Consider the following 20,892-nt stretch of genomic DNA (forward strand, 5'->3'; position numbering starts at 1 on the left):
CGGTTTTATTTGATATTTCGCTCACTGAAACGGCAATAACCGTCCATCTTCCTTATTGCCCATGACCGAGGCAGTTACTTTTCTTTTGCACGCGCGACATCTATACCGATAAACACATCAAAATTTACCTCTCTTATGGGAGCTATATTAACAAACAACTCAGTTCTTTCATTACTCATAACAACCAATAGAAGTACGCTGAAAAATGCACAAGAAGATAAATTAGACGCTTCGAACCATGACCGAGAAGATAGATTAGAGGAAAACATCTACACGGTATTGGAGTTCGCAAAAGTTAAACTGGGCATTGGTTATTTCTTTCATACTTTACTGTGTCTTATATACGGTGGCTTCGCTATAGGCGCCAGTGTTCATTTATTGTTTGCAAAAGAACTCAAAGGCCTATCTTCATATATTCGCTATTGTCTCCATGCTCATTTTAGTGGCTCTCGGGATTTTAGGCTTTAAACATGCGTCCATTGATTTGCAAAAAGTGACCCTATGGTCTGCTTCTTTGTCCTTTTTGGTAGTAATTATATTAACAGGGTACGTGCATACAGTGACCTCCAGACAAAACGAAATGTCATGAAACCTTCTGAACATATTATCGAACTTGTCAAAGAAACACAGTAACTAAAAAAAGAGTTGTAAAGGTTAAAACGTTAGCCTGTTGTTATAAACTTTTTTACTCATCTTAGTGTTTCTGTTATCAACAAATTATCATGGTCAATGACTCAAATGTACGTATTGCGGTCGTTCAGGTGCGAAACATCAAACAATAGGGTCGAGGGAGCTATCGAATCTCAGAAGGACAATGCCTGCCGTCAAACGGAAAAGTATTGCCTCGACGTTAATCAGTTGGATAACTTCAAGAATCTAAAAGCGTCTCTTCGGTTAAACCGCGCGAACAAAGCTAGTTTTGCACAAATAGCCTTATTACAGTTCCGGTAAAGCCGTATTAAGTTATCAGTAGTTTAATGGTGGTAAGTCGGATGAAAGCCTCATAATCATAACCTTTAAGCTATCTGTTATTGAAGAAAAATGCACTTTTCTGAAATGAATACTGTTCAGTTTTGGTCTAAGAATTGCTCTTTATTATCATCAATTAATAGTTCGGCAAAATTATGCTCATATCATCCAGTTACGCAACGTCTCCCATACAAACATATAAGCAGTCTGAAACAAAGCCCCAAAATGTCGTTGATGAAGCGCCTACAAGCCAAGGAGATACAGTCATACTTTCAAAGCCAGCGCTAGATCTGGCTGCGAAGGAAAAAGGCAGAGAGTTTTCGAATAGTTTTGTGATGCAAGTAGCCAATCAAAGCAATCAAAAAGCCGAAGAAATGCTTGCGGCTTTTACATACGGACTTAATAACCCTTTAATCGATATCTCTAGTTTGAATCCGGCTACAGGTAACGGAGCAACATACACTAGAACTGGTCAGCCAGTAACTGATGCAAGTGAAGTTCTCTTTGCTAGCCAGAACGAATCATTGCTTAAACGAAATGAAATTTTGATTGCTCAAGAACGAGAGAAAGGCACCTCGGCAGCTACGATACTTGAAAAAGTAATGCAATCGATTGATCAGCAACCACAAAGCTATAAGGACAAAATAGACTGGTCCAGGTTATCTTCTTAAAATCAAAGACTGCCAATAAATTCCGATATCAACTTATAACAAAAGCAATAAGCAGATATCACATCATTGGACGTCCGCTCTTTGTCTGAACACGACCTTTAGAATTGCCACTAAGCACCTTCGAAAAGAGGCCGTCTGCATCACGTACACAGCAAATCCTGATTTTCATCAGGACGACGGATTTAAGGACTTACACAGGGGCCGTTCAGTACTATACTTTTCTGCAGCGTAATTCGCGCATAGTCACTAGCTTTACAATAAAAAGTAAAAAAGCTCTAGGAAAGCAGTGGTTGAGTAAATTTATAACGAAAAAACTTTTTGTTGAAAGCGACCGAAAGAGTCGATAGATGAGTCATACCAAGAAGAGAGTAAACCTTGAGGGGGCTTCATATCAACTTGAACATTTCGCGGTGATTCGGCGTCTTTTCCACGCTCCGTGCTCTCAGCTAGGGTATGTCTATTCATTTCTGTATTAGAGTCAAACAAGTCTTCATCTTCATTTTTACCTGATGATTTTATCACTGCATAATGTGGTACTTCTTCAGTGATTCGGTTTGAATACTCGAGCAAACGAGGATGTGCGGGAACAATTAGGTAACCAGTCTCGACAGGTGCATATTGGCTTCTTAAAACACGCCCTAACACCTGCCTGAAATAAAGTTCTGTAGTGACCAGTGATAAATAACAACAAACTCTTAAACGAGGTATATTGGTTCCTTCGCTAATCATGCCAATTGATATAATCCATTTTTGACAACTCCTTTTAAATTGCCTGATGAGGCTTTCTGGATCATCTTCCTGATATGTTACAACTTCACTGGATTCGCCTAACTCAGCCAATAGCAATTGAATTTGTCCTGCATGAGATACTGATGCAGCGACAATTAATCCTCCAGCATCTGGGGAAACCTGACGTTCTTTATTTAATTGTATTATTCCATGCTTTAATACCTCGCGGATTATCTCATTGTGGACAATAATTTCGAAATACGATAATCCGCTTTTTAGAAGAAAGTCTGCAATAGACGTAAAAGAACGCTTATTTTTATTTTCAATAACATTTATGAGCTCATTGTCGAGTAGAGTGATATGCGGTGAGCGGCACACGCCATCCTTAATAGCTTGAGTTAGGTCATATCTATAATCGACCAATAATCTATTATCCTTGCTCACATAATTGGCCAAAACAATAGGAATAGCGTCACTTCTCCATGGCGTACCCGTTAACGCCATCGTGTAGCGTGCTTTGCCTTGTATATTCATTAGGACTTGTTCTCCCCATGCATTTGCGTTTTGAGTATCGTCACCGGCACAATGATGAATTTCATCAAGAATCACAAATACATTGAAGGTTTCGAGCAATGTCCAAAACTGAGTATCTAGATACCTCATACTTTGATAAGTGAGTGATGAGCCACTTGCACCAAGTCCACCACAGAAACGTCTCCCAGTTATAGCTTCAAGTTCAACCTTAAAGTCATTTGCGACCACAGTTGATGGCGAGAAACACAATACCAAATCGACCTTGCCTGTTTTTATAAGAATATTTGCGAGTGCAGATGCCATAACGGTTTTACCCGCCCCAGGTGTTGCTAGACACAAAAAGTGAGAGTATGAAGCTTCAAATTTTTCTAAGGCAGCTTCGATAGCTTCTCGCTGCCAATTTCTTAATTCAGTCATAAACGCGCTTCATACTGAGCCAGTAGGCGTTCGAAGCCTTTTACCTTTCCTAGCATCACTTTTGTTTGCTCTCGCGTTTGTTGATATTGGGACTTGATATCGTCTGCTAATTCAGGCATTTCGTTTACCCATTCAGTATAAGCTTCGGTTTCACCAATATTTGTCAACATTTCAGCCTTGTATGACCTTATTTTTTCTTTCAGTTTACTTATGATGTGCTCATAACTTTTACTTTCTAATGGGGGGTGTTCTTGCGCTTTATTAGTAGTTTTCCCATAGTCTGACCAACTGAAAACTATGGCTTTTTGATTGTTTGTCGTTAATGTTTTGATGACTCCTTGCCTTTCGAGTGCTTTGAGGTGGCGATAAACAAACTGTGTGGCGTTTTTCTTTTTGTCAAACAACGTTGCGTGAATCTGTAAAAGATGTCTCGTGACATCTGTAACTGTAAATGTTTCCAATGATGTTGAGCGAATAAAACTCTGTATATCAATGTCATACTGCTTCTTTGGCATTGAGGTATGTCTCTTATATAAATGCTCGTCTCGAATTTCGCGACAGTCTACTTCGTCTCTATCATCGAGACAATGAAAACATCAGTTTATTCACCTCACTACGACAAACTTAGGCTGTGGTTAAAAGCACATCGTGAGGAACAATCTCTTTCTTTACGAGATGTCTCGGAAAAATGGGGCAAGCATCATTCCATCTTAGGAAAGATTGAACAAGCAAGACGAAAAATAGAGCTCGTGGAATTTATTGAGTTGTGCCAAATTCTTGAGGTGGACCCGCTAGAGGGGATTTCAGTTATAATGAAGTCGATGAATACGAATCACAAAACTTCGAGGTCATGAACGTTCCTGCTACCAATCAACATTTCACAGCTCGGTAGCTATGATTTCTTAACCTTCAGCTCATAAGTATGCTAACGTTTGATAGAAGTTCTATGTTCATATCCGCCGTGCAGATATGCAGTCTCTTATTAAAGAATTAAGTGCTTAGATGACTATTTGGAAAAGGGCTGGTTACCGGTTGATAAAGAACACGTATTAGACCACTTATTTCATCGATAGATTACCCATTAGAGATAGTGTCGCTTCATTTCGAAAGGTGTTCTGAAATCAGTTTTCTCTGTTGAATTAATCGTTCAATAATTTTAATGCTATGAGGTTCAAGCGAACTAACTAGTATATTTGGGGGCTGATTAGTCTCAACGAGTAGCTGTCGACCATTGTTGTGTGCTCTTGGTGCATTTACTTCTGCTACCTATTTATCTTCAAACCCCAAGGTTGAGTCTAAAAATGTTCATCAGAGGATATAGTGTCGTTTGCTAATAACGCCTCTTCGATTGCTAACAGCAATGATGATTCACTATTCATACTTCCATTTGCTCTAATATGGTTGAGAATACGAAGGGCCGTTATTTTAGATTTAGTAGGTAGCATCGAACGCTCTCTACTTGGCTCGTTGAAGTCCCTATTCTTAATTAAGTCATCAGACTCTTTTTTTAACCGCTGAGCTTCTTCTTTAGTACTTGCAACAACATCAAAAATATTATCGAATTCAAGGCTAGTTTCTGTTTCAGGCTGTCCTTCTCTTTCTCTTACCTGTTCCAATAACTCAGCACCCTCTTCGAGGTTCTCGGAAGCGTGCTCGTCATAATCACAATCTACGGAGCCAAACTCAAGGCCAACTGGACCTCCGAGCGCCCCGTGCAGCTTTCTTTTTTTGCACCACGCGATAGCCATCCTATCCATGATATCTGCCGGAATATCGACAGACAATTGAGGAAAAAGCATCATCACTAGTGTGCCCTTGGGTAACATTAAAAGAATTAGGAAAGTCGATAATAAGTTGTGCCGGATTTGCATTGTCACTTGGGTTGATATCGCTGCCTTCAGCAGGATATTCCTGATGTAAGCTATGGTCATCGCCACTAAAAATCCAGTCGGTTCTAACCATCATAAATCCTATTCAAAATTACGATTGGCAAGCAATCGTAGTGTGCATTCAGTCTTGGCAGGTTTAAGTATATATGAACGCGTAATGTCGGTAAACGGCGGACGATACGCTAGTTATATATCCTTTTCAAAGGTGATACTAACCGCTATCCTTGGCATTATTTGGGAGTTTTTAAAGCTTACAAGTAATTATGAATAGAAAAACACTTATACTCTTTTTGCTAAGTTTCTCCATATTGTCATGCGGATTACCAAATGATGCTCATGCTCAAGTTAAGAAAAGCACATCGGGCATCTGTCATGACTTATCGAGTGTATCCTATAATCGAACCAAAAACTTCGAAGCGTTTAGTACTATTGAAACCTGCCTTGAAAGCGGTGGTCGATTACCCAAATCAAAATCGGCATATCAACAAGCGGAAAAAGAAGCATTAAGTGAAGGTAGAGTTTTTACCACTGACTATGAAAGAGCCGATTGGCCGCATTGGATTGACGATGACAGTGACTGCCAGAATACACGCCATGAAATGTTGATATTAACATCTAACACTCCTGTTGAGTTTAAAACCGATAGAGGTTGCCAAGTCGCCGTCGGTGAATGGTATGACCCTTATTCGGGAGAAACATTTACCGATTCTACTGCGCTTGACCTTGACCACATTGTTCCACTCAAATTTGCTCACGGTCATGGTGGCGATAAATGGTCCCGAGATAAAAGGCAGACATTTGCAAACGATCCTCAAAATCTCCTACTTGTTAAAGCATCACTTAATCGACAAAAAGGCGCTAAAGGCTTAGATGAGTGGTTACCACCAAATCATACTTACCGATGCGAATACGTAGAGCGGTTTATGCACGTCATTGACAAATATGGTCTCCTACTGATTCCTATTGAGAAAAGAGTCATTAACAGAATGCAGAAAGCCTGTACCGGTAATTAGCCCACAAGAAATAACGGAAGAGTCAATGCAAAGAAATAGAACAACTGTGCACTAGTCCAGTTACTTGTTCGAAGAAAGTGAGTTAAATTTTTCCGTATTGCTATCTTAAATAGGCTTTATTACATGAAATGTTCATACGCCAATGAAGTGAAGGCTATTGTCGCCGACACCTACCTCGCTTATACATGCGATATCGATGGTGCAGAAGCGTTTTCACGCTTTGTTTTGAAGGCAAAGCCCCTTCTTGATGTTCGCAGAGACCCGAGGTTTTCAGCGTTTACAGACGAAGAATTGATTGATGAAATGGTTTTGCTAGAGAAAGATATACTTAAATTTTTAGAGGATATGCGTGTAAATGCTCCCACTTACAGAGTGTAAGCGAGTAAACCGGTGTTTAGTAAGTTAAATAGCTTTATTTAAATCAAAAGCGCAGACGTACCTGAAGGGGCTTTTATGGATACTTTGTGCAATGGTGATCTGCCGCGTACGTGAATCAGACATTTCATGTTCTTTCTCATGAAAGCACAGAGTGTGATTTTTCAGTAGTAACAAGCGTCACTATGAATTCGCAGTAGAAAGCTGCTCGATAAAATACCCCCCCCACTTTACAATATACCAGGGTGGGTATACTATTCTCCTGTAAACCCATTACGGAGAATAATAATGGCCCGAAAACTTAAATCCAGTTCTTTGGCTGACTTTTCAACTAAATTAGTGAGATTTCATAAGTTACCTAATGGCACGGAAATTAGGTTGTACCGAAAAAAAACGGAAAGAAGAGTCAGGTCTGATTTTACTGTAAAAAGAAAGGGCATTAACTCGAAGAATATTGAGGTGTTCGAAGATTCGTGGAATGTAAGAGACTTTCTGGATGAAGCAAGAGCACTCCTATCAACTGACGTAGAAGCTCGGGGTCTTGAGATGCAGCTGTTCGCGCCTGATGGTTCAAGAATCTATGGAAACACTTTGTTAGGTAACGTTAGAAAGTTAGAGCCAAAAATAGAAGAAGATAGCGGAAAACCACTGAATTTGTTTCTTATGTTGCTTGAAAATAGTGGCCTCGAGGATATTTCTTTACGTCAAGCTGGTAACCTATATCGTCAGATTAACGAAATCATTGACAGCTCGTTAGAATTTTCACTGTTGGAAAATGAAAGCAAAATTCTATCTGAAAGCTTATAAAATGTAGTGGTATAAAATGTAGTGGTGTGATTACCAAGGGATACTGACGGTATAAGTACCAAGCGATTTTGACGTAATCACACTATCAATGTTGCTGCTCTTCGGCAAGCTTTGCCAATCGTAACGCAGTAGTGTTCATGTTTTCCCTTAGCCAAATATTGCGAACGCCGCTAGCGTGTATATCGACGTTTCTTTCAGATTTGAGCAGCCGTGACACCTTGGATTGTCCTAGATGTGGGTTAGCCAGAGAGAATTCGATGACGATAAATCGTATCGCGGGAGACGCCACTAAGCCGAGATGCTTCTGCCACATTTCCAAGCCTGTCAGCCAAAGCTAATACCTCTAGTTTCTTCTGGATCTCATTGTCTTCCGAGGACACCTTTTCAGGCTCAGTGACTTCTGTTACCTGTAGCTGTCGTCCAGCGAAGTAAGCTTCAAACCGCTTATATTTACCAGTACGAATTTCAATTTTCTGGTTTGCAATTGAGTGCTTAAGCGGTGAGTCGATGAAGTAGAGTTTTCCGCCGTAACTAAACGTATGGTCGTTGCGTATTTTCCGGTAGACCTTGGTGATGCAGATATCATCAAGATTGGTGTAGCGGGATACAGGCACATATTCGGTGTCTGACGTTTTTGATTTTACAACCAAGTTTTTACGCCAGAACTGAGGGATGAAGACGTGTTGGAGGTAGCTATTTGCGCCCGTCATATCAGTAATATTGTTAAGTCGTAACTCCGGTATTAACCTGTCTTGCAGGGTATCGAAGGCGCGTTCAATCCTGCCTTTACCCTGAGGAGAACTGGCGAAGATGATTTCAATCCCCAACTCCTCACAGGCCCGTTGCATCTGGGAGAAGTTGCAGCGTTTGGGGCCACCGAATATTCCGGCACGATCAACATACAGAGTTTTAAATACACCGTATTTTTCAACGACTGAGCGCATGACTTTCATACACCCTTCAGTCGTTTCTGACGGAAAAAACTCAGCATGAATATCGCTATTAGCATCATCAATCATGGCGATTAAACACGATTTCTTATCGCCGAACCAGCGATGTGTGCTGCCGTCCATTTGTAGCATTAATCCAGGTGCTTCCATTCGCTCTCTACGTTTGTGAACACGGCTGCGCCTGCGCTTCGCCCGTTTTACATGATGGATATCATGTGCCCACTTACGCAGTGTCTCGCGCTTAACAAGAATGTGTTCGTGAGTCTCAAGTATCTCGGCGAGGTGCAACAAGTTCAGGTCATAGTATTTCTCGCGGATTAGCGACTGAACGTGCTGCTTAAGCCTATCAGGCGTTTTATTAACTGGCTGGTTGCCCGTATTTCCGTGAACAACAAACTGTAACCCTTGGCTTCGGTAACGCTGCAAATACCGTTCAACAGTACGTCTGGATTTATTGAGGAGCTTAGTGGCATTGGCTATCGTAATTTTACGCTCAGCCACTTTCGCGATGACATCAACTGTCAATTGAGCTTTGGAATTCAACACAATCATCCTTAGCGTTCCTCAAATGCACAAACAAAACATTCAAAGAACACGGTTAAAGATAACCGTCAATTTCCCTTGGTAATTAGCGACTACGACAGAATCGCGTGGTAATTAAAGTACGACAAAATCGCTTGGTGTTCACAGTATAAAATGTAGTGGCTCATATCTATTCTGACACTTTTATTTGCTGGTTGAGATACCATCTGACAGGCAGCTCAAAACAAGAAGCGGATATTCAACGCTTAAATAAGGGGCGCGCCTTAGCGTGTCCCAGCAGGCGCAGCCTGCGAACTTGATTTACCTGTTACATACTTCCTATACGCAAATATTAAGGAAATAACTACGACCACGCCCCAAATGGTTGATACAGAAAAATGATACCAAGCCCAAGACCAGCCACCCTCAGAAACTCTGAAAACAAGCTCAGATACCAAAAGAATGCCCGGAACGATAATGCTTATTGGCGCTGTAGTAAAAATAATGTTTTTACTTATATCTGAGGCGCTGGTTTTAGGTGTTATTGCGTTGAGCCTATCCCAACCAATATTTCCCCATGCTACACCGGCTACAAGATAAGAGGTTTCTAATAAAGATTTGACCAACAAGTTATCAGTAAGCGGCCCTTCTAGTAGTAGTTGCAGATAGTAATATGCTAACCACAGAACGAAGAAACCTCCAACAAAGTGCAACATAATGAATAACCATTTAAGTGCTTTTTTTGATCTTTGCCCTGTAAATATTGGTTTGGTCCAGATATTCAAATTACTCTCCAGTTTGTATGTAACTTTTCAATAACGGGCGCAGGCACGTAGGGCATAATGGCGAAGACGCTCTGCGTGTAAGTGTCCAATCGAACGAAGTGAATGAGTTAATTAAGTTGATAATCATTGAGCCTTCTTGTCCCTTGCTCGATTTAAGTAAATGTTGTTAAAAGGCTTATTAGAGCAGAATTATTGCTCACAATCCAAGTTTAGCTTTGAGATCGCTTGGCATTCTTTCAATAGATAAGTCCAGAACCGCCTTGGTAGTGAGGGCTTTGAGGGTGTTGTATTTCCTCTCTAGACTTTGATGACTCATGACCACCATTTCTTTCTTTTTTCTTCTTAGCCCAGTTTTTTTTCGTCGTTGCTGCTTCTTTTGCTCAGCTTGATGCAAAGTAAGAAGTTCAATATTAGCTGCGTCAAAAAAGTCACTGATATCAGTACTAAATGAAGACATATTAAATATACTTTGTGCAGACACTCCGACTTTTTCCGCAATATTTGACTTTTTCAGTTGATAGAATTTAGGTGTCTTCGAAGTCTCAATTCTCCCAAAGTCTCTTATCATTTTTTCGGCCTGTGCTTTTGATACGATAATTGCTTGATAAGCTTTGTAAGTAGTATGCTCCTCATCATCGACCAGCCAAGAGAGTTTAGTGCTGGGTTCTGGTTCAGAATTGTCATCTAACGAATTGAGAAAATCATCAGTCAGCAATTCATTAAGAGGTTTATTATCCATTATTGATGTCCTCTGCTGCTATTTTGTATCTAATCGAACTAATAGCTCCATCTATTGCTGAAAGTATTTTATCAACATTTTCCCTGTTCCTTTTATTCCTGAGCTCAATTATCCGTCTCCGACTCGACGTCAAAGCGGGAAGGTGAGATTCAAGTAAGAAACCGATTCCGTTAGGTTGCATTGCCTCGATTACCATTGGCTGGATAGTTTGCCAAATGCCTCGGATATTTCCCTCTGTAATCCATGAATTTATGCAATCAAGACAAAACTCCAGCTTCGCGTCTTGTGGATTTAATCTACCTCCTATAGCGCATTTGGCACGCCCCTCTCCTCCGTCACGGGGAATGCACATCGCAAAGCGGCTAGATTGAAGATATATAACTCTCCCAGCAATTTTATCCCGCAAAGCAAGCAACTCTTCATCCGCTTTAACTTGTGTCAGCTGAGCAGCTCTCTTGACAAACCGAGAGAATCCTCCTAAATGCTTTTCCCCATATTCTCCTGATTCAATGATTAGAAGCTCTACAACAGAGTTTAGATAACGTTGCGTTGCGGATGCCATCAGACCTCTAGCATCTTTTTCTCTAAGATATGACATGAAATACGAGTTGTCCAAGTGGCAAAACTGATGACGAATGACAGCACCTACATCACCCTGATAGCGAGTTAGCACGGCCTCTGCCCAAATGTGCCGGAAGGAATGAGCCGATGGATAGCGCACACCCTCTAGCAGCTCAGAGTTTATATCTCGAATTGTTTTCACATCTCCTAAGTTAATAGAGCCTGACTGTAGTAGTGACTTCGTTTCATTTGATAGAAACATGTCGAAGATTGCTTTGTAGCCTTCATGCTGGATAGGAATTCCTTGAATGTATTCGACTAAAGATTGTTTTAGATTCCTCTGAGATTGAGAACCGCCAAAGGATGTAAGTGACAAACGAAGCCAATCATGGCGTACCTTCTTGGCTGATGACAATAACTGTCTATATCGAGCGCTACCAAAACAGTATTTAACAGATAAGTCCTCAATTTCGTTTTTCTCTCGTAATGATAGCGCACCTACTTGTTCTGTTAGTTCATCTAAACGAATAACCTCGTTGAAGGGCTTATAGTCATTAATGAATCCTGACCAATTTGCTTTAACTCTACTTTCTATGAAAAGTTCAGAGTAAGATGTATCTGCTTTCTTTTTTGTCTCAGTCAAAGAATAAAGGCAGGGTTCATCGTTTTCATGACAAAATAATTTATTAAGCTGTGCTGCCACTTGATAACATTGTGATGTAACTTCCCTATTTATTTTGGTAGTGCCATTAGTTTTAGGAACGAACCACTTTAACTTAAATCGAAAAGGGACATGAGCACTATCGAGGATGTCTAAGTTTGCTTCCGGAGATATTGCGCTCAATGGGAAACCGTACTCAGATTTTCTATACCCAGTCCAAGCAACGAAAAGCGCTGTCATGGCGTGAAGCTGTGTATTAAGAAGTTTTCTAAACTCTTTATAGGCCTTAGACGTTGCCATCAGCTTTACTGCCCACTGCTGAATGTCGATTAGGAATTTCTTATCAGTAAGTCTTTGTTTATTCAATTTTAATCGCATTTTGTCATAAACATCATCGGCACAAACCGAATTCAACAATCGGCTATCAATAAATGATTTATCCAAGGACGATAGATAACTATTCCAGATGTCATCTGCTGATTTGTTTCCGTTCAACCCCAAGTACTTTTTCAACATTAAAACTCGAATGACCTCAACAGCATCAAATCTATTACTTAGACCGAGATCGATCACAAGCGATCTAATATTTTCTTCTCTCAATGAGAGTGTTGATTCGAAGTGTTGGTTGTACTCGGCTATGAGTGCTTCTTCAGTCATTGCTTTAAAAGCTAAATGATTAATACCATTCGTTGAAATACGACTTTTGCCCGACTCCTCACCAAGAATGGCTCTGAAGATAACGTTGGTGAGACGGCCTCTCAATGATTGGTTTTCGATAATATCCTTATTCAGTGTACTGAGCATTGTACTAATTGCTTTTTTACAAATTAAGGTATAGAAGAAATTAGTTTGATAAACATGATTTAAGTAATCTACATAATACTGACCTAGCTCTAATCCTAAAAAGTTGAAACTGCCTGACTTTTTAAACTCGTTCAATGTTACGCTATACTGTGATTGGCACACCTTATCAAGACTGTTCTCAATTTTCTTCTGTGTAAGCTTTTGATCAATCACCCCCTTAACTCCAAAAGCCAGTAGTTGATTTCTTAATTTGGGTAATGCTACGGGCCTTATTTTACCCAAGTACGACGGAGTCGAAATCCTATTAGAGAAACCATTTTTATCGACTGTTCGTGCCATAAAGGAAGTCCAGAACCGTTCAAGCAAGGATGCGTCCAAAACTATTTCATCGTTTTCCTTAAGAAAAGCGAAGATATGCATCAACATTTGATAGGTTGTTTGTACTGCTTGGTAGCTTCGGTGTGTCAAAACTACCGAGCAAAGAAGCTTTGCGTATTCTTTTGAATTTAATTCTGACTCATTTCCGTTATTATGAATTGTTGCGGATGAATCCAAGCTGAAAATAGATAAGTCAAATACTGAAAAATCAATTTTTGTAATTTTATTTTTACCTGAAAAATACCAAACATCCGTGTAGTAATCTCCACGCTCACTTATAAAGAAATGGTTGGCCAACAACTTCTGGTTTTGCTCCTCCCTTAGGGAATCAACCTCATTTTTCAAAATTGCTAACGCCATACTTGCTCCTTTTTAAAGTGAGTGAAAAACGCTCATCACTACTCCACTATTAACCATTTTGGTAAATTGTTCTCTACCAACTTGTTGAGAGTTTTTTATCTAACTTTCCCAGAGTGACCTCTATCCACTCTACCGTGGGCATTACCGTCTCGAACAGAAATCTAGGGTTTGATGAAAGCAATTTTTTATAATGCTTCTTAAACTCATGGATATAATTGAGCATTTTGAAAGCAGATAATGGATTATCTAAAACATAAATTGGAGAAAGTTGTTCACCATCTATACTGTTAGAAAAAGCGAGTATGCCGACCTCATTGACTCTACCTTGCGCTTGACCGGTTACAAAACGTAGTCTTGAATTCATCTCCTCACATTTAGAAGAAATGTTCTCAGTAACTGTCATAAACTCACAATTGAAAGCCTTGACTTTAACGCTCTCATTATTTTCAAAGTCCAAAGTAAAAACGTTTTGAATTAGATCGAACATAACCTCGCGAGTAATCCTACCCGCATTATTAATCCAAGCTTCGTTGTCCTCAGTTAGATAACTTAATTTCTCTGTTTGGTTCGTATGAGAGTTTCGATTGACTAGATAATGATAGGTATAAGGATCACTAAAGGCGTGAACTGCGCTATTTTTTATCGCCTGCAGGCCAAATAGTCCGTTTCGACACGGTGATTCCGATTTACTGACCAATTTAATCCTAGCCTGGATAGTTTCTTTTTTCGGATTCTCAGTTATATTCTCGGGATGAGAACCGTTCTTTATCAACGCACAATACGCTGAGGGAATTATTAACGGGATATTTTTGTTTTTATGCGAGATTCTTATCGCAGCAATCATGCTCTCACAATTGAGCAAAAGTCTCACACTGCCCGTAATTGAACGAATTCCTCTTCTAATATTTTGATCAGCTGGAGTGTAAAGTTTCCTCCCTGATGGCATTACACTCAGATAAGTCAGCAATGCTTGCCCTTCGACTTCTTTTGCAGAAAGGGCACGAGTTGTATGGAAAACTCTCGAGCGGCCTTTGAAATACTCGCATTCTATTTGAGTATCTCGTCCGCCTATTTGGATTTTTCTAAAGGATTTAGGGGTCAATTTTTGAATATCGTAAGGTTGAACTGTCAAGCTAGCCATTAGCCATCCAAACATCATATTTTCGACACCACTAACAAACTTAGTCTCACCACGTAATAAAGAGTACAGTATTTCAAAAGAAAACAGACATCCCTTGTTATTGGCAGTTATATGCGCTCTAAAAAAGTCATTATTAAACCTTTGCTTTGAATAGACTTTTTTCAAAAGTAAAGCATCACAACTATCTTGAGAGGCTAATGTCTTTAATAGCAAAAAATAAGACTTTTCACTTGCAGCAATTGATAGAGCAAGTGCTTCTAAAGTTCCTAATGATATATTCGAGCTTGAAGTGTTCTTATGGTAGGCACTAACCGTGTAATAAAGAATATTTCCCATGTACTCTTGTTTTTTTGACTTTGTAAAAGATTTAGGTTCAACCTCCATCCATTTAGATAATCTTGGGCAAAGTTCTTGAATCAAAGCTCTTAATTCAGACTTGTAGTTGTTCAGTTCCAAAATAACAGTCGCAGAAGTCAAGCTAAGAGAGTTTATCGTTAATTTTGGAGAAGCTAGCGCGGAATATAACTCTGTTCCAATACCAATATCGTCACGTCTTAACCAATCTAATGCACCAAAATAGCTAGCAAGCGTTTTCTGCGATTTATTTAAGTTTGGACTAACTTTTGTTTTTCTTAGCTCCCTTATGAAGTCATAGTCATTTGCACTTACCTCTTCTCGGAAACCTGTCGAGTCTATCGCGTAATTCAGAATTGTCATTAACAAATGTAATGGGCTATTACCACCATGATTATTCAGCTCATTCATTCGATCAGTCTCATAATGCTTCAATATCTCATACCGGTTTTTAACTCGGATTACATTTAACCATTCAATGAAAAAACTGGCTGCTCTCGCAAAAGCTTCTTTGCTGCTTATTGGGGCTTCTTTATCGCAAAATACATAGTTGTAAGATGCTATTATCGCCTTGTAAAGTACAACCTTATCGGGCTGAGCCCAGTCTGTCATAGTGATAGTACGTTCGGCAGTATTATTACTTTTAGGGACGAAGAGGGACCTTGCATTAAACGGTTGCGCTATTGGAATTATTCGCTCACTTCGCTTGATTTCGTTCGAAAGTAACTTCTCAAGTTTACAGCTTGTAAGAGGTTGCTCAAGGTTGTAACGCCTACCATTATTCATCAATTACTGCCCTCAAGAATGCTTCTCTCTCAGCACATGCGTGAATATAGTTTTTTGTCGTTTGGTTGGCATGTCTACCGTTAACTCTATGACCAAGGCGTCGAGCGGTTTCAATATAAACTCTCGACTCAGTTGTAATGGTTTCGTAATTTTTTTTTGCGTTTTCACATAAATTATAAAAGACGTCTGTCCCGAACGAATGTCTTAAGTGATGATAAACGCTCGCCTCATCAATGGATTGGTAACCTAAGAAAGCATCTGGGCTATTGCATATAGTGTTTTTTAGTTTCCTAAGTGTTTTATAAAAAGTAGCACTTCCGTAGCCCTTCCTAATAACCTCTCCTTTTGTGTGATTGCTCGAATTAGAAACAAGTAAGTGATTCGACTCCGACTCTGGACGTTCTATGTTGTAATAACGCTCCATTAATTGAAGCAAGGTGCGAGGGATATATAGAATTCTTGCAGAACCGTATTTTGCATCGAAGGAAGGAAGGTGGTAATCAAACTCTTCTTTGTAAGGCAACTCGTGCAGCTTCTTAAACAAGCTCAGTAATCCTTCCCTCACTTTACCGTCAGCTTGGAAGTCATCTAGATACAACCCTCGGTTTTCGGAGGTTCGACAACCTAGTTCCCCCCCATTTCTGAGTACGATCTCCTCAAGTAAATTATCCGTATGCTGATATAGCGCCTCCCTTGTTGATGGTAGAAGATACTTTACGACTGTATTAGGTTTATTGTTGGACCTAGCCAATGCTCGGTATTCGGCAAAAATGAATATTTTTTTTAAATTTACATCAAAGAAGCAAGCTAACCAGTTGTAATAATTGCGAAGGGACTTGAGAGCTTTATATACAACGACTTCGCTTTTTTGCAGCTTCACAATCAAGTATTCATTGATGTATTCATTTATTAAATCTGCAGGAAGTGCAATATGCCAATCAATAGTGACCAAAGGATGGCTGTATTCCTCCACCCATTCTAAGAAAAGACCTAACTGTTGACCCTGTTCGTACTGGGCACTCTCACCAACTTCCACTTCTTTTAGTAGAAACTCGAAAGCACCCGTTTGCTCCACTCGTCTTCTTTCTTGAATTACTGAAAACCCGGTTATGTGCATATATCTACAATATAAACAGGGGAGAAGAATAGGCACATCGTCATCAGAAAGAAAAATCCAATGTCTGTTATACAACTTGTCACAAAAACGTTGCATACAGTTGATTCCATAATTTGTCAGCTAATTATTCAAATGTAGAAGACATTAATATACTTACAAGTTTTATTCTGACGTAACACCTTCTAGTTTAAAAACAATCCATGTCGACGTGGATAATTTTTCGCATTGTCCGCCTTCATTCTTTAGCTTTAAACGTAAAACTGTACAAAAAGACAGTATATTACTAATAACGTTGAATTACACTAGTTCGTTATGGATTCTAAATAGAATTGATGGCTCGCACGCATAGTTCACGGCTGTGTTAAAAAAACAAAAAAAGCGCTGTCGATTAGCATCTAACAGCGCTTTTAGATTTTAAGCCAACGAAAGGCGAAGCATTACAAAATTTGGTTCTGCTTCCACTCGTTTAGCTTTTTCTGGCGGGCTTCTTCTTTTTCCATGCGTGACTTTTTACGATCACACGGTTCTGGGCAATCACAGGCTTTCTCAATACCTAGTGCACCTAAGCCACCGCAACTTCCAGAAATAGATTTTTTCTGAACTAGGTAGCCAACGGCCATGGCCAAAACCATAGTAAGAAAGAAACCGAAAGCGAGAATAAATGTAGACATCGCTACCCCCTAATTATGAACTGTGACCAGTTTATCAAATTCTGGCGACGCATACTCCTCAAATCCGTCATCGGTGCGACGAATGAGGAATACGGCAAGCTGTTCTTGCTCGGCGATCGCTATCGCTTGCTCCCACCCCATAACATTGAACGCGGTAGCTAGACCGTCTGATGTCATAGATGAAGGGTGGACAACGGTTACCGATACCAAATTATGCGAAATAGGTTTACCGGTAGTTGGGTCTATTAGGTGCGAATAACGAACCCCGTCTTCTTCGTAATAGTTACGATAGTCGCCCGACGTAGCAACCGCGTTTTCACCTATTGAGACAACTTTTTGAACTGCGCGTTCAGTAGTAACCGGCTTTTCAATAGCGATAAGCCACTCGCTGCCGTCGCCACGTTCACCTTTCACGCGCATTTCACCGCCTATTTCTACAAGGTAGTTTTCAATACCGTGCTTTTCAAGGATCTCTGCCACTTCATCTACACCAAAACCTTTGGCTATGGTCGATAAATCGACGTAGAGCATGGGGTGGCTTTTTTTGAGACCGGTTGGCGTGGTCGACAGTTTCTGATAACCCACATAGTCTCTAATTTCGTCGATCTCCCCTTGGCTTGGTACTTTCTCGGGGCGTTTTGTTGGGCCAAACCCCCACAAGTTCACCAAAGGGCCCACCGTTACATCAAGCACACCGCCGCTTAAGCTAGCTAAACGCAACGCTTCATTAACCACGGTCAAAGTGTCTGGCGATACGGCAAAGTTATCGGTATAGCGATACTGATTGAACCTTGAAAGTTCTGATGTAGGGTCATACGTTGACATCATCTTGTTTACTTCAACAAGACGTGCGTCTATTTCAGCCTGTAACCCTTCTACCGGCTCCTTACCTACAAGGTATTTAACGTTGTAGGTTGTACCCATTGTTTGGCCCTGAAGATGTACTACAGGCGCTTTTTTATCACTACAGCTTGCAAGTACTAATATGCCTATTGCAAAAAAAGCGAGAAAAATTCGAATTGCGAAACGAATCACGATGTTGTCCTTAGCTAATTTGCACATTTTTCACTAACAATGTGCATTAAGCGTTTTGCTTCAACAAAAAAGGGGCTTGCGCCCCTTTTATTATGCTTAACTTTTTAAGCGATTAGCTTAGCCACCGAAGTCATCTAGCATGATGTTTTCGTCCTCAACACCTAGCTCTTTAAGCATGTTGATTACAGCCGCGTTCATCATAGGTGGTCCACACATGTAGAACTCACAGTCTTCTGGTGCAGGGTGATCTTTCAAGTAGTTCTCAAGAAGTACTTGGTGAATGAACCCTGTGTAACCTTCCCAGTTGTCCTCTGGCTGAGGATCTGATAGTGCTACGTGCCACTCAAAGTTATCATTTTCTGCTGCTAGCTCGTCGAAGTCTTCGGTATAGAACATTTCACGAAGTGAACGTGCACCGTACCAGAAGCTCATCTTACGCTTAGACTTAAGGCGACGAAGCTGATCGAAAATGTGTGAACGCATTGGGGCCATACCCGCACCACCACCTACGAATACCATTTCGTTTTCAGTTTCCTTCGCGAAGAACTCACCGAATGGACCAGAGATAGTCGCTTTGTCACCTTCTTTCAGGCTCCAAATGTACGATGACATTTTACCAGCAGGAAGGCTTAGGTTATTAGGTGGCGGCGTAGCGATACGCACGTTCAACATAATAATGCCTTCTTCTTCTGGGTAGTTCGCCATTGAGTACGCACGAATGGTTTCTTCGTCTACTTTAGACTCAATGTCAAAGAAGCCAAAGCGCTCCCAGTCACCGCGATATTCTTCAGGAATATCGAACTCTTTGTACTTAACATGGTGAGCTGGCGCTTCAATCTGAATGTAACCACCTGCACGGAAAGGTACGCTTTCGCCGTTAGGAATTTTAAGCTTAAGCTCTTTGATGAAGGTAGCTTTGTTATCGTTAGAGATAACTTCACAATCCCACTTCTTAACACCAAATACCGACTCTTCTAGCTCGATTTCCATGTCTTGCTTAATCGCAACCTGACATGAAAGACGGCAACCTTCACGCGCTTCACCTTTAGTGATGTGGTCTAGTTCAGTTGGAAGGATTTCACCACCACCTGAGTGTACATCTACACGACACTGGCCACATGAACCACCGCCACCACACGCAGAAGATACGAAGTATCCTGCATCAGCTAGAGCACCAAGTAGCTTGCCACCCGGTGCAGTTTTGATTGCTTTGTCTGGGTCACCATTAATAGTGATAGTGACATCACCACTTGGTACCAATTTAGACTTGGCAAACATGATAATAAATACCAGCGCTAGAACGATGGCAATGAACATGCCGACGCCTAGATATATTTCTACATTATTCATTTATATGCTCCCGAGCTTTCTTACAGCTGAATACCAGTGAATGACTGGAAGCCTAGTGCCATTAGACCCGCGATCATGAATACAGAACCAAGACCGCGAACACCATCTGGCATATCAGCATATTTAAGCTTTTCACGTACTGCCGCAAGCAACACAATTGCAATTGCCCAGCCAATACCACTTCCTACGCCGTAAACAACGCTTTCGGTCAGGTTATATTCACGCTGTACTGCAAACGCTACACCACCGAAGATTGCACAGTTAACGGTAATAAGCGGAAGGAAGATACCTAGTGCGTTATAAAGCGCTGGGAAGAACTTATCTAAGCTCATCTCTAGGATCTGTACCAATGCCGCGATAACACCGATAAAGGTTAGGAAGTTAAGGAAGCTTAAGTCAGCTTCTGGGAAACCTGCCCACGCTAATGCGCCTGGAGCAAGAATGTTTACATAAATAATTTGGTTAACCGGAACCGAGATACCTAGTACCACGATTACCGCTACGCCAAGACCCATAGCAGTTTTAACTTTCTTAGATACCGCAAGGAAGGTACACATACCTAAGAATAGTGATAACGCCATGTTCTCAACAAAGATTGAGCGAACAAATAACGACAAATAATGTTCCATGACTTACTCCTTAGGCTCTACTTGCTCAGGACGGATAGTACGGATAACCCAAATCATACCGCCGATTAAGAAGAATGAGCTGAATGGTAAAATTAACAAACCATTACCTTGGTACCAGCCACCGTTTTGAACCAGTGGAAGGATTTCGAAACCTAAAATAGTACCGAAACCAAATAGCTCTTTAATTGTACCAATAACAATCAGGATGAAAGAGTAGCCTAAGCCGTTACCAATACCATCAAGGAAGCTCATTAGAGGTGGGCTCTTCATGGCGTAGGCTTCAGCACGACCCATTACGATACAGTTAGTAATAATAAGACCAACGAATACCGACAGCTGCTTCGATATTTCATACGAATATGCTTTTAGGATTTGGTCAACAACGATTACCAACGACGCAATAATGGTCATCTGGATAATAATTCGAACGCTAGATGGAATCTGGTTACGAATTAGTGAAATAAACAAGTTTGAGAACGCTACAACGCTTGTAAGCGCTAGCGACATTACCAATGCTGTTTCCAGCTTAGTGGTAATTGCCAGTGCTGAACAGATACCCAATACCTGTAGGGCGATCGGGTTGTTGTCCAGGATTGGCCCAAAGAGGGCCTTTTTCATTTCTTTAGTATCTGCCATGAGACTTCC

18 protein-coding genes and 1 pseudogene are annotated in these 20,892 nt (G+C 40.6%); 5 read left to right on the forward strand and 14 right to left on the reverse strand.

Translation table 11 applies throughout. The features are described from left to right. The first annotated feature begins 1,124 nt into the window (after nt 1-1,124). Nucleotides 1,125-1,640, forward strand: a complete 516-nt coding sequence (locus ACX5J7_RS11005) for a hypothetical protein (protein WP_075607504.1) — start codon at nt 1,125-1,127, stop codon at nt 1,638-1,640. A 300-nt stretch (nt 1,641-1,940) separates the two neighbouring features. On the opposite strand, the gene ACX5J7_RS11010 is transcribed toward ACX5J7_RS11005, so the two are convergent. Further along, nucleotides 1,941-3,320, reverse strand: coding sequence for a DEAD/DEAH box helicase (locus tag ACX5J7_RS11010; protein WP_498707212.1), 1,380 nt, complete (start codon nt 3,318-3,320; stop codon nt 1,941-1,943). Beyond that, nucleotides 3,317-3,835 carry a VspR family transcription factor gene (locus ACX5J7_RS11015; RefSeq protein WP_498707214.1) on the reverse strand — a complete coding sequence of 173 codons (519 nt, stop codon included), beginning with the start codon at nt 3,833-3,835 and terminating at the stop codon, nt 3,317-3,319. Before ACX5J7_RS11015 ends, ACX5J7_RS11010 begins: the two co-directional genes overlap by 4 nt. A gap of 72 nt (nt 3,836-3,907) precedes the next feature. Between ACX5J7_RS11015 and ACX5J7_RS11020 the strand changes: the two genes are divergently transcribed. Beyond that, nucleotides 3,908-4,174 (forward strand): helix-turn-helix domain-containing protein, encoded by a 267-nt coding sequence (locus ACX5J7_RS11020; RefSeq protein ID WP_498707215.1) that lies wholly within the window; start codon nt 3,908-3,910, stop codon nt 4,172-4,174. Between the two features lie 441 nt (nt 4,175-4,615). On the opposite strand, the gene ACX5J7_RS11025 is transcribed toward ACX5J7_RS11020, so the two are convergent. Further along, on the reverse strand, nt 4,616-5,125 hold the full coding sequence (locus ACX5J7_RS11025) for a hypothetical protein (protein ID WP_498707216.1): 510 nt from the start codon (nt 5,123-5,125) through the stop codon (nt 4,616-4,618). A 392-nt stretch (nt 5,126-5,517) separates the two neighbouring features. Here ACX5J7_RS11025 and ACX5J7_RS11030 point away from each other — a divergent pair, with 392 nt between their 5' ends. The 3 genes from ACX5J7_RS11030 to ACX5J7_RS11040 all read left to right on the forward strand — a co-directional run bounded on the left by ACX5J7_RS11030 (nt 5,518) and on the right by ACX5J7_RS11040 (nt 7,404). After that, entirely contained in the window at nt 5,518-6,222 is a 705-nt protein-coding gene (locus ACX5J7_RS11030) for an HNH endonuclease family protein (RefSeq protein ID WP_498707218.1), read from the forward strand. A 123-nt stretch (nt 6,223-6,345) separates the two neighbouring features. Continuing rightward, the gene (locus ACX5J7_RS11035) at nt 6,346-6,600 is read left to right on the forward strand and encodes a hypothetical protein (protein WP_498707219.1); all 255 of its coding nucleotides are present in this window, start codon (nt 6,346-6,348) and stop codon (nt 6,598-6,600) included. Nucleotides 6,601-7,056: 456 nt separating this feature from the next. Continuing rightward, a complete protein-coding gene (locus ACX5J7_RS11040) occupies nt 7,057-7,404 on the forward strand; it encodes a hypothetical protein (RefSeq protein WP_498707220.1) in 348 nt (115 codons plus the stop codon). Nucleotides 7,405-7,489: 85 nt separating this feature from the next. On the opposite strand, the pseudogene ACX5J7_RS11045 reads toward ACX5J7_RS11040, so the two are convergent. The 11 genes and pseudogenes from ACX5J7_RS11045 to ACX5J7_RS11095 form a co-directional block, all read right to left on the reverse strand. Beyond that, a pseudogene (locus tag ACX5J7_RS11045) lies at nt 7,490-8,906 on the reverse strand (ISNCY family transposase). Nucleotides 8,907-9,160: 254 nt separating this feature from the next. Continuing rightward, nucleotides 9,161-9,661: a hypothetical protein gene (locus tag ACX5J7_RS11050; protein ID WP_498707221.1), complete on the reverse strand. Its 501-nt coding sequence runs from the start codon at nt 9,659-9,661 to the stop codon at nt 9,161-9,163. Between the two features lie 196 nt (nt 9,662-9,857). Next, the gene (locus tag ACX5J7_RS11055) at nt 9,858-10,400 is read right to left on the reverse strand and encodes a hypothetical protein (RefSeq protein WP_498707223.1); all 543 of its coding nucleotides are present in this window, start codon (nt 10,398-10,400) and stop codon (nt 9,858-9,860) included. Beyond that, nucleotides 10,393-13,164 (reverse strand): hypothetical protein, encoded by a 2,772-nt coding sequence (locus tag ACX5J7_RS11060; RefSeq protein WP_498707224.1) that lies wholly within the window; start codon nt 13,162-13,164, stop codon nt 10,393-10,395. The genes ACX5J7_RS11055 and ACX5J7_RS11060 overlap by 8 nt, the downstream gene beginning before the upstream one ends. Before the next feature lie 73 nt (nt 13,165-13,237). After that, on the reverse strand, nt 13,238-15,445 hold the full coding sequence (locus ACX5J7_RS11065; protein WP_498707226.1) for a hypothetical protein: 2,208 nt from the start codon (nt 15,443-15,445) through the stop codon (nt 13,238-13,240). Then, nucleotides 15,438-16,520: a site-specific integrase gene (locus ACX5J7_RS11070; RefSeq protein WP_498707229.1), complete on the reverse strand. Its 1,083-nt coding sequence runs from the start codon at nt 16,518-16,520 to the stop codon at nt 15,438-15,440. Before ACX5J7_RS11070 ends, ACX5J7_RS11065 begins: the two co-directional genes overlap by 8 nt. Before the next feature lie 479 nt (nt 16,521-16,999). Continuing rightward, nucleotides 17,000-17,233 (reverse strand): (Na+)-NQR maturation NqrM, encoded by a 234-nt coding sequence (nqrM, locus tag ACX5J7_RS11075; protein WP_020746637.1) that lies wholly within the window; start codon nt 17,231-17,233, stop codon nt 17,000-17,002. A gap of 9 nt (nt 17,234-17,242) precedes the next feature. Further along, complete coding sequence (locus tag ACX5J7_RS11080) at nt 17,243-18,268, reverse strand: FAD:protein FMN transferase (protein WP_498707231.1); 1,026 nt, start codon at nt 18,266-18,268, stop codon at nt 17,243-17,245. A 117-nt stretch (nt 18,269-18,385) separates the two neighbouring features. Continuing rightward, a complete protein-coding gene (gene nqrF, locus ACX5J7_RS11085) occupies nt 18,386-19,618 on the reverse strand; it encodes an NADH:ubiquinone reductase (Na(+)-transporting) subunit F (RefSeq protein ID WP_015068137.1) in 1,233 nt (410 codons plus the stop codon). Between the two features lie 20 nt (nt 19,619-19,638). Further along, nucleotides 19,639-20,247: an NADH:ubiquinone reductase (Na(+)-transporting) subunit E gene (gene nqrE / locus ACX5J7_RS11090; protein WP_015068138.1), complete on the reverse strand. Its 609-nt coding sequence runs from the start codon at nt 20,245-20,247 to the stop codon at nt 19,639-19,641. Nucleotides 20,248-20,250: 3 nt separating this feature from the next. Continuing rightward, a complete protein-coding gene (locus tag ACX5J7_RS11095) occupies nt 20,251-20,883 on the reverse strand; it encodes an NADH:ubiquinone reductase (Na(+)-transporting) subunit D (RefSeq protein WP_015068139.1) in 633 nt (210 codons plus the stop codon). Nucleotides 20,884-20,892 lie beyond the last annotated feature (9 nt).

This window comes from Alteromonas infernus, assembly GCF_902705815.1.

Bases quoted from the DNA above. Each gene is read 5' to 3' on its own strand.
- ACX5J7_RS11035 (WP_498707219.1), top strand. From the start codon at position 6,346: ATGAAATGTTCATACGCCAATGAAGTGAAGGCTATTGTCGCCGACACC.
- nqrF (WP_015068137.1), bottom strand. From the start codon at position 19,618: ATGAATAATGTAGAAATATATCTAGGCGTCGGCATGTTCATTGCCATC.
- ACX5J7_RS11060 (WP_498707224.1), bottom strand. From the start codon at position 13,164: ATGGCGTTAGCAATTTTGAAAAATGAGGTTGATTCCCTAAGGGAGGAG.
- ACX5J7_RS11095 (WP_015068139.1), bottom strand. From the start codon at position 20,883: ATGGCAGATACTAAAGAAATGAAAAAGGCCCTCTTTGGGCCAATCCTG.
- ACX5J7_RS11020 (WP_498707215.1), top strand. From the start codon at position 3,908: ATGAAAACATCAGTTTATTCACCTCACTACGACAAACTTAGGCTGTGG.
- ACX5J7_RS11065 (WP_498707226.1), bottom strand. From the start codon at position 15,445: ATGAATAATGGTAGGCGTTACAACCTTGAGCAACCTCTTACAAGCTGT.
- ACX5J7_RS11010 (WP_498707212.1), bottom strand. From the start codon at position 3,320: ATGACTGAATTAAGAAATTGGCAGCGAGAAGCTATCGAAGCTGCCTTA.
- nqrE (WP_015068138.1), bottom strand. From the start codon at position 20,247: ATGGAACATTATTTGTCGTTATTTGTTCGCTCAATCTTTGTTGAGAAC.
- nqrM (WP_020746637.1), bottom strand. From the start codon at position 17,233: ATGTCTACATTTATTCTCGCTTTCGGTTTCTTTCTTACTATGGTTTTG.
- ACX5J7_RS11055 (WP_498707223.1), bottom strand. From the start codon at position 10,400: ATGGATAATAAACCTCTTAATGAATTGCTGACTGATGATTTTCTCAAT.
- ACX5J7_RS11015 (WP_498707214.1), bottom strand. From the start codon at position 3,835: ATGCCAAAGAAGCAGTATGACATTGATATACAGAGTTTTATTCGCTCA.
- ACX5J7_RS11005 (WP_075607504.1), top strand. From the start codon at position 1,125: ATGCTCATATCATCCAGTTACGCAACGTCTCCCATACAAACATATAAG.